General features: G+C 66.3%; 8 protein-coding genes. 3 read left to right on the plus strand and 5 right to left on the minus strand.

The features are described 5' to 3' along the window. The coding region (locus tag AB1I47_RS32685; protein WP_354687803.1) for an H-NS family nucleoid-associated regulatory protein at positions 1–174 on the plus strand (174 nt) is incomplete at its 5' end. Between the two features lie 115 nt (positions 175–289). Here AB1I47_RS32685 and AB1I47_RS32690 read toward each other — a convergent pair. The 4 genes from AB1I47_RS32690 to AB1I47_RS32705 form a co-directional block, all read right to left on the minus strand. Continuing rightward, complete coding sequence (locus AB1I47_RS32690) at positions 290–1,375, minus strand: IS630 family transposase (RefSeq protein ID WP_407935950.1); 1,086 nt, start codon at positions 1,373–1,375, stop codon at positions 290–292. 80 nt (positions 1,376–1,455) lie between these two features. Continuing rightward, positions 1,456–2,508, minus strand: a complete 1,053-nt coding sequence (locus AB1I47_RS32695; protein ID WP_354687797.1) for a porin — start codon at positions 2,506–2,508, stop codon at positions 1,456–1,458. 228 nt (positions 2,509–2,736) lie between these two features. After that, a complete protein-coding gene (locus AB1I47_RS32700; RefSeq protein ID WP_354687798.1) occupies positions 2,737–3,633 on the minus strand; it encodes an alpha/beta hydrolase in 897 nt (298 codons plus the stop codon). 27 nt (positions 3,634–3,660) lie between these two features. After that, positions 3,661–4,935: an MFS transporter gene (locus tag AB1I47_RS32705; RefSeq protein WP_354687799.1), complete on the minus strand. Its 1,275-nt coding sequence runs from the start codon at positions 4,933–4,935 to the stop codon at positions 3,661–3,663. Positions 4,936–5,257: 322 nt separating this feature from the next. Between AB1I47_RS32705 and AB1I47_RS32710 the strand changes: the two genes are divergently transcribed. Together AB1I47_RS32710 and AB1I47_RS32715 are read left to right on the plus strand one after the other, a co-directional pair. Then, positions 5,258–6,247, plus strand: a complete 990-nt coding sequence (locus AB1I47_RS32710) for a VOC family protein (RefSeq protein WP_354687800.1) — start codon at positions 5,258–5,260, stop codon at positions 6,245–6,247. A 34-nt stretch (positions 6,248–6,281) separates the two neighbouring features. Continuing rightward, a complete protein-coding gene (locus AB1I47_RS32715; protein WP_354687801.1) occupies positions 6,282–7,427 on the plus strand; it encodes an FAD-dependent oxidoreductase in 1,146 nt (381 codons plus the stop codon). Positions 7,428–7,486: 59 nt separating this feature from the next. Here AB1I47_RS32715 and AB1I47_RS32720 read toward each other — a convergent pair whose 3' ends face one another. Then, positions 7,487–8,443, minus strand: coding sequence for an AraC family transcriptional regulator (locus AB1I47_RS32720; protein ID WP_354687802.1), 957 nt, complete (start codon positions 8,441–8,443; stop codon positions 7,487–7,489). Positions 8,444–8,587: the final 144 nt, after the last annotated feature.

An 8,587-nucleotide genomic window follows, 5' to 3' on the forward strand; every position in this document is an offset into this window, starting at 1 on the left:
GAAAAACTCCACGCTCTGCCCTGCATTGACCGCCCGCCGCCGCCCCCACCAGCGCCAGCAGTCTGCTACCGCAATGCCGCGGGGCAGAGTTGGGACGGGCAGGGCGACATGCCCGACTGGCTGCGGCGGGCGGTCAATGCAGGGCAGAGCGTGGAGTTTTTCCGGGTAGGATAGGAGCTGCCAGTGAGGCAGGCAGCGCCGAGAAGCTCGATCGGCAGATCGAACAACTGGGTGTCAAACTTGAGGAATTGCTGGTCGGCGCCTCGACGGGGAGGCGCCGCGGCCGCAACTAGTGCAGCGTTCCATTCTGTTTGGAACTTAAGCGGCGGTTGGCGCGAATGACCTTCTGTAGGATGTCGCGAGCGCTCTTGGTCCAGATGAACGGCTTGGGGTTGGTGTTGTGGTGAGCGATGTATTCGTTGATGGCGTCGACCAGTTCCGGCACGCTGGTGAATACGCCGCGGCGAAGTCGCTCGGTTGTGATGTCGCGAAAGAACCGCTCGACCATGTTCAGCCATGATGCCGAGGTGGGTGTGAAGTGCATGTTGAATCGAGGATGCTTGGCCAGCCAGTCCTGCACCGCAGGATGCTTGTGCGTGGCGTAGTTGTCGGCGATCAGATGCAGCGTTTTGTCCTTGGGCGTCTCGCGGTCGATCTTGCGCAGGAACTTCAGCCACTCGGTATGGCGGTGGCGCTGCTGGCACTGGGCGATGACCTGGCCATCGAGCACGTTGAGCGCGGCAAACAGCGTGGTCGTGCCGTTGCGCTTGTAGTCATGCGTCATGGTGGCCGCACGCCCCTTCTTCAACGGCAAGCCGGGCTGCGTGCGATCCAGCGCCTGCACCTGGCTCTTCTCATCGCAGCACAGCACCAGCGCGTGCTCGGGCGGCGACATGTAGAGGCCAACGATGTCTTCAAGCTTCTCGACGAACTTCGGATCGCGCGAGACCTTGAAGCCGCGCACGATGTGCGGCTTCAACCCGTGGGCGTGCCAATGGCGCATGACGGTGCTGGCGCTCACGCCCAACTCGGCGCCCATCTTGCGCGTGCTCCAGTGCGTGGCTGCTTCGGGCTTGCTCTGCGTGGTCAGCTCCACCAGCCGCGCCGTGTCCACCTTCACCGGCGGCGCACCGCGCGGCAAGTCGCGTTCGATACCGGCCAGCCCCGATTGCGCATACCGCTCACGCCAACGCGCGACCTGCACACGTCCGATTCCCAACTGCTCGGCGATGTCCTTGTTCTGCATTCCGTTGGCGGCAAGCAGCACGATGCGCGCGCGCTGCGCCAGCCTCACGCTCGTGAGCTTCGACCGAACCAGCTTCGTCAACTTGGTTCGCTCCTCGTCGGTCAACATGATCTCGGGGGCAACTCGCACTCGCTCTCTCCACGTTGTGTCGCAATAGAGCATTGGAGACGCCGAATTCATATAAGTTCCAACAAGAACAGAACGCTACACTAGAACTTGTGGCGCAGGCCCAGGCCGAAGGTGTTGCCCGGGTTCAGGTCGGTCACCTTGTCATAGCGCCAGGCGGCGTAAAGGTCGGTGCGCTTGGAGAACGGGTAGTCGTAGGCCAGCGTGGTGGTGTCGCGGCGGGCCGAGCCCAGCGTCTCGTTGCCACCCTGCCAGGTACGCACCCACGTTGCCATCAGCGAGCCCGGTCCCAGCGGGGCGCTGGCGCCCACCTGCATGGTGCGGTTGCGTTGCCGGCTCAGCGTGCTGAAGCTGTTGTCCGACTGCGCGTACTGGCCGAACAGCTTGACCACCTTGAAGTCGTAGGACACGCCCGCCAGGTAGGCCATCTGGTATCTGGCGCCGCTGGCCGCGAACTCCGGCGCATTGACCCCCACGCGCTGCACCGCCAGCGTGGCGCCAAAGTTGCCGTTGAAGTAGGTGGCATTGCCGCCGTAGTTCTGCTTGCCCTGGTGCCCGGTGCTCTCCCCGGTGGCGTAGATCGCATTGAAGCGCAGCCCGCCGAAGCCCGGACTCTGGTACAGCACGGAGTTGTCCCAGCCGGTGTCGCCCGCGACCGAATTGCCCACCGGCGCGCCCGGCGGCGTGGTGTAGGTGTGCAGGAACATCGGCGAGAACACCGCCGAGTCGGCCAGCGGATTGAACAGCAGCATGGACACGAACCACGGCGTGGTGTTGCGGCCAAGCTTGATGGCGCCGAAGCCGCCATTCAGGCCGACAAAGGCATTGCGCCCGAACATGACATCGCCGTCGAAGCGGCCGACCTTGCCATTGTCCGTGCGGAAAAAGCTCTCCAGCGTGAACTCGGCGTTCAGGCCATTGCCCAGCGCTTCCTGCCCGCCAATGCCCCAGTACGAGGTGGTCAGGCCGGAACTGTCGACGACCGCGGTGCTGTGCGCTTCGCCACTGGCGCGCATGGAGCCGGCAAAGGCGTCGATCGTGCCATAGATCTGCACGGCGCTCTGGGCCTGCACGGCGCCTGAGGCGAGGCTGCCGGCGGCCGCCACGGCGGCCAGGATCCTGCGTTGGTGTTTCATTGTCTCCCTTCATTTCTTGTGGACGTCTGCGGCTCTTTCAGGGCCGCGATCGCCAGTACCCGCAACGGACTGCCCGACCCGTTCTGGATCTTCAGCGGCGCCGGCACGATCAACGCGCCGGCAGGCGGTAGCTGGTTCAGGTTCCTGCGCTGGAGCATTGCTGATCGACCCACGATCGGCCGGTACAACCCATGCGAGGTGGTTATTACAAAAAGGTTTCGGCGCGCCTCAATCACCAGGCATCGCGAAGGCTTTCAGAGGCGCGTCTTCCCGGATTACCCGGGCCACCGCCGCCAGCCACGGATTACCTTCATCGCGGAAAATATTCAGTACGTCATAGTGATGGCGGCCGGTGACCGGCGCCAGCGCGTGGACACCTTGCCAGTACGCAGCAATCCTGCGCGCCTGTGCCTTGAAGCCTTCCGTTTCGTCCGCGCCGACCAGCGTGTAAAGCGGCGCATCGCTGTTGCGGTCAAGCCGCACAGGGCTCATGCGGCCGGCGCTGGCCGCATCGAGCCCCAGGGCGTCGTTGATGCTGGTGTCGACCAGCGGCGCCAGGTCGAAGAGGCCGCTGATCGCAATGGCGCTGCGTACCGGCGCGCCGCCCCCCTTTCCTGCGCCGGCCGTGCTGCCATGCGCCGTCAACATCATTGCCGCCAGGTGGCCACCGGCCGAATGCCCCATCACATGCAGGCGGTCTGGGTCGATGCCGTAGCGCCCGGCATGGCGGTGCAGCCAGTGCAGGGCCCTGGCCGTCTGCTCGACCATGCGGTCCAGCGTCGCAGCCGGCGCCAGCGTGTAGTTGTTGACCACGACGGTGATGCCCGCGTGAACCAGTGCCGAGGCAACGAACGAGACATCGCGCTTGTCCCCCGCCTGCCAGTAGCCGCCATGGATAAACATCACCGCGGGCGCGCCGGACCGGGCCGCGGGAAAGATATCCATCCGCTCATCCGGGGCCGCGCCGAACGCCACATCAGGCTCATGGGCCAGCGCAGCCCGGGCCAGGGCCGAGTGGCGCTGCCAGCCGGCCATCTGGTCGAGCGCATCGGGATGCCGCTGGCGCAGGTTGAAGTCGGCTTCGTTCTGCGGGTTGATGCGTCGCTTGTGAGAATCGGACATCATGCGATCTCTTGGTCGTTGCCCGGGCCGTCAGTGCGCCACCGCTGGTGCCGTCGCGGCGCGCCGGTCGCCCGCCAGCATCAGCAAGGCAGCCAGCACTACCACCTCGACGCCGAAGAAAGCCACGAACGCCATCGTGAAGGAGTGCGTCAGCTCGATGACCCAGCCCATCAGCGTCGGCGCGATAAAGGTGGAAACGATGCCGCCAAGCTCGGCATAGCCAATGGCAGTCGCGGCCAGCGCCTCGCCATAGCGTTCGCTGACCTGGCTGAAGATTGCACCGCCGGACAGCACCGTCACGCCGCTCAGTCCCGCGATAGTCAGCAGCATCGCCCACGGCATTGCATAGTGTGTGGCGGCGACGAAGCTCAGCGCAGAGACCACCGACAGCAGCGCGCCCAGCTTGATCATGACCAGGCGCGGCATGCGATCCGACAGCCAGCCGCCGATCAGCAGGAAGGCCACCTGCGACAGCCCCATCAGCGTACCGACCAGCGCAGCGTTGGCAACGGGCATGCCCTGCTGCTGGATGAATGCCGGCACCACCCAGGTCGCCGTTGCCGCCAGCGCGAAGGTGTCGCCAAAGATCGCCAGCCAGCCAACGTAGATCCAGCGCGAGCGGAAGATGCGCGACAGCGGGACGTTGGCCGCGTGGTGATCGACGCTCGGGCCCGCCTGCCACCTGAAGTCCGGGAAGCCGATCTCGCGCGGGCTGCCCTTGATCGTCAGCATCCCGAGCAAGCCGACGAGCAAGGTCAGGCCGCCCAGCGCCAGCAGGAACACGCGCCAGCCGAGTGCAGCCGCCACCGGGATACCGATGGCGAAGTCGAGCGTGATCGCCAGGCTGAAGGCCGCCAGCAGTATGCCCATGGTCGCGCCGTGGCGCTCCGACGGAAACCAGCCGACGATCAGCTTCATCGTGCCGACCCACACTGCCGCGTCAAAGAAGCCGATCAGCAGGCGCGCCGCCACCAGCTCGGCAAAGTTGTCGGCGCCGGCCTGCGCCAGCATGAACACGCCTGTTCCCAGCAGGCCGATGGCAAAGAGCCGGCGTGCCGACCAGCGCCTTGCGAACGGCGACCAGAACAGCATGCCGATGCAGTAGGTGATGGCGAAGGCGCCCTGCACGAAGCCGGCCTGGGTCGGGCTCAGGTGCAGCGCTTCCGACACGAAGGTCATCACGGCCGCGAAACCGTACCAGTCGCCGGCGAGGAACAGCTCGCCCAACACGCCGATCGCCAGCGCGTAGTGCTGCCAGTTACGGATTTTCCGGCGCTGGGCCGGGTCTGCCTGCATCCAAAGCATGGGGCGCTCCCTAGTCGTATCACTGTCTGTTATTCCGCCTTGGGCGGTTCCGCGTCGGCCGGCATCAGGGCCAGGCGCTGGCGGTGAACGCATTGTTGGGCAACACGGTGGGCGTCGCAGTCCGGAAACCGCAGCGGACATCCGAATCCCGCAACGATTTGGCGTGGCGCGTCCGCGGCGGCCCCGCCCGTCGATAAGATGCACTCGCACCTGCCGTCAGCGGCCCGTCGTCACGGCAATCCAGGCCGTCCCCGGAACCAGGCAGGCAAGCCATTCGCCTCAACACGCCCGAAACACGAACACGAAACAAGGAGCCCATGACATGACGTCGATGTCGTCCCCTGCGCCGGCCCGGCCCGGCAACTTTTTCGCCCCGCGCCGCCTTGGCCATGTCAACCTGTGGGTCGACGACCTGGAGATTTCCGAGAACTTCTACAGCGCGGTCTGCGGGCTGAACGTAGAGTTCTGGGAGCCGGACCTGCAGGCCACTTTCCTCGGCACGGGCCACACGCCGCACGACCTTGGCATGATGAAGACCACTGGCGGCGTGGACCGCTACGGCCGCAACGGCCTGCTGCAGTTGCCCGGCACCATCGGCCTGAAGCCCGGCCTGAACCACCTGGCTTGGGAACTGGAGAACGAAGCAGCGCTGGTGGACGCCTGGCGCCGGCTGAAGGCGGCCGGCGTGCCGCTGGACCTGACTGTCGACCACCAGGTGGCGCACAGCGTCTACTTGTTCGATCCCGACCACAACTACAACGAGTTCTACTGCGACACGGTGAAGGACTGGCGCTCGGTACTGTCCGGCGAGATGGAACTGCTCACCAGCACGTGGGACCCGGACGCGGTCGAGCCGTCCACCGTCGGCCTCTACGACGACGCTCCGGTGTTGCGGCACGTCGCAGACGCCAGCCTGCATCCGCGGCGCATCACCCACGCCGTGCTCCAGACCGCCCGCTTCGACGCGATGCTGGACTTCTACACCCGCATCGGCGGCTTGCAAGTGGTGCGCCAGGCAGAGGGCATCGCTTACCTGGGCGCGAGCCTGGCTGCGTATCCGTACAATCTGGTCCTGGTCGCCGCTGACAACGCGGCATACCACCACGCCGCCTTCGAGCTGGAAGACGAGGCCACCCTGGAAGCAGCGCTGCAAGCGCTTGGTGCCCGCGGGATCACACCGGAGCGGGTCGTCGATGTGCCCTGGAAGCGTGCCCTGTTCCTGCGGGACCCCGACGGGCAGTACAGCGAGTGGTATGTCTGGCGCGATGCCGTGCCGGCGCCCGCCGGCCCCGACGCCGCCTGGCTCGTGTGAGCGTGCAGGATCAGGAACACTTGGAGGAGAAAACATGGACAAGACTTTGTCGGCAATCATCGCCGGCGGCGGCCTGGGTGGACTTGCCACCGCCGCAGCACTCGCCCATCGCGGCTGGGACGTTACCGTCTACGAACGCCAGCCGGCGCTGCGCGCTGCCGGCTCGGGCATCTATATCTGGGAAAACGGGCTGCGCGTGCTGGAAGCGCTGGGCGCGTACGACGACGCCGTGCGCGACGCCTTTCATGGCCGCTTCTTCGAACAGCGCGACCACCGCGGCGAGATCATTGAATCGGCCCCCATCGCCGCTGGCAGGCGCCTGATCACCGTCAAGCGCAGCCAGCTGCTTGATGCGCTGCGCGACGCCTGCCTGCGCGCGGGCGTCAAGGTGGTCACGTCGGCCGAAATCATCGGCGCCACGCCGCGCGGCGAACTGCGCTTCGCCAACGGCGACACCGCGCGCGCCGACCTGGCGGTAGGTGTGGACGGGATCTGGTCACGCGTGCGCCAGGCCCTCGGGCTGGAGATGTACCACCAGCAGACCGACGAAGGCGCGCTGCGCACGGTGATCGACAGCCGCCCGGGCGATATCCCGCCGCAAGACGCCGGCAAGTACATCGAGAACTGGAACGGCACGCGGCGCCTGCTGATCACGCCCATCAACGCGCAGCAGATCTACCTGGCGCTGACCTGCACCGAGAGCGACCGCGCCGCGCGCGACACCAACATCGACAAGGCGCTGTGGAGCGCCGCCTTCCCGCAGTGGGCGCACCTGATCGACCGCATCGGCAGCGAGGTGAGCTGGGGCGTGTACAGCATCATCAAGTGCAGCGCGTGGTCGGCGGGCCGCACCGTCATCCTGGGCGACGCCGCGCATGCGCAGCCGCCCAACCTCGGGCAAGGCGGCGGCATGGCGATGCAGAACGGCCTGGCGCTGGCCGTCGCGCTCGAAGGCGTGAGCCGCGCCGAGCAAATCCCGGCCGCGCTGGAAGCCTGGGAAGCGCGCGAGCGCCCGCTGGTGGACCACTGCCAGAAATGGTCGACGCTCTACGGCGAGGTGGCGTTCCTGCCAGACGACGTGCGCACCGCCACCATCCGCGGCGCCATGGGCAATCCGTGGGTGTCGGAACAGATCTTCCGGGCCGCCAACAATGCGCCGACCGGCACATCAGGCAAATAGCCAAAGAAGATGGCCGCGCTCCCTGCGGGATGACGCGGCCCTTATTCCGTGTCGGCGGCTCAGCCGCGTTGCCGGCCGCGCCGCAGCGTATCCTGCGGCCGCTCGCCGAAACGCTCGCTGTAGTACTGGGCAAACCGCCCGTAGTGGAAAAAGCCCCATTGCAGCGCAATGTGCGTCAGGTTGGCTGAAGCCGAGCCCTCTGACAACAGCGCCTGGCGCACGCGCTGCAACCGCAGCTCGCGCAGGTAGCCCATCGGGGTCTGGTCATAGGTGTCGCGGAACGTCAGGAACAGCGCCCGGCTGCTCACACCCACCGCGGCGGCCAGCGCATCCATCGTCACCGCCTCGGCCACATGCGCTTCCAGGTATTCCACCGCCCGGCGCACATAGGCCGGCGCCACTGCGGGCTTCGTGCGCGAGATATCAAACCGGTGCGACAGGTTGTGCGAGTGCGCGTAGAGCAGCGTGTCGATCAGCATCTGCTCGATGTGCGCGCAATAGATCGGGTTGCCGAGCAATTCCGGAAAACTGGCGCAGCCGTCCAGCACATGGCGCAGCGTGCTGGTCCAGGCACGGCCGGCGTGACCCTCCAGGTCCAGGCCGAGGTCGAAACTGACTGCCTCTTTCGGCTGGTAGCCCAGGTGCGCGGCGCAGGCGCGGTCAATCATGCCCTGGTCGATCCGCACGATCAGCTGGGACAGCGTGGGCGCCAGCTCCAGGTGCACGGGCTTGTTGGGCGACATCACCACGGCGTGGCTGGTATCGCCGTCCAGCGCCTCGCGGCCGCAGCGGTATCGGCCACCGCCGCGCAGCGGAATCTCCACCAGCACGAAGCCATCGAAGCAATCCGGCTCGACCTTAACCTCGGCGCCGTACTCCAGGAAGAAGAGCGACAGGCGCCCGACCCGGGTCGAAAACAAGCGCGTGGAAAGGGTACGGGCCGGGTCGCGCAACTGCATCGCATGGGGCTTGAACGCGCGGCCGACCATCTCCGTGACCTGGTCGAAATCCTGCACCTGGTCCAGCTCACGATGCCACCCTGCCAGAGCGGGCTGATGCGGGTCTAGTACAACATCCCCTAAATAGGTTTAATAATTATCGGGCTGCAAATACGGCTGCAGGAGCGCGACGACCACCTGGGCCATCTCATCGAGCGAGCC

It is taken from the genome of Cupriavidus necator (assembly GCF_040578825.1).
Classification (GTDB): Bacteria; Pseudomonadota; Gammaproteobacteria; order Burkholderiales; family Burkholderiaceae; genus Cupriavidus; species Cupriavidus necator_E.

Coding starts and splice junctions, on each gene's coding strand:
- AB1I47_RS32700 (WP_354687798.1), bottom strand. CDS start 3,633: ATGATGTCCGATTCTCACAAGCGACGCATCAACCCGCAGAACGAAGCC.
- AB1I47_RS32695 (WP_354687797.1), bottom strand. CDS start 2,508: ATGAAACACCAACGCAGGATCCTGGCCGCCGTGGCGGCCGCCGGCAGC.
- AB1I47_RS32715 (WP_354687801.1), top strand. CDS start 6,282: ATGGACAAGACTTTGTCGGCAATCATCGCCGGCGGCGGCCTGGGTGGA.
- AB1I47_RS32710 (WP_354687800.1), top strand. CDS start 5,258: ATGACGTCGATGTCGTCCCCTGCGCCGGCCCGGCCCGGCAACTTTTTC.
- AB1I47_RS32705 (WP_354687799.1), bottom strand. CDS start 4,935: ATGCTTTGGATGCAGGCAGACCCGGCCCAGCGCCGGAAAATCCGTAAC.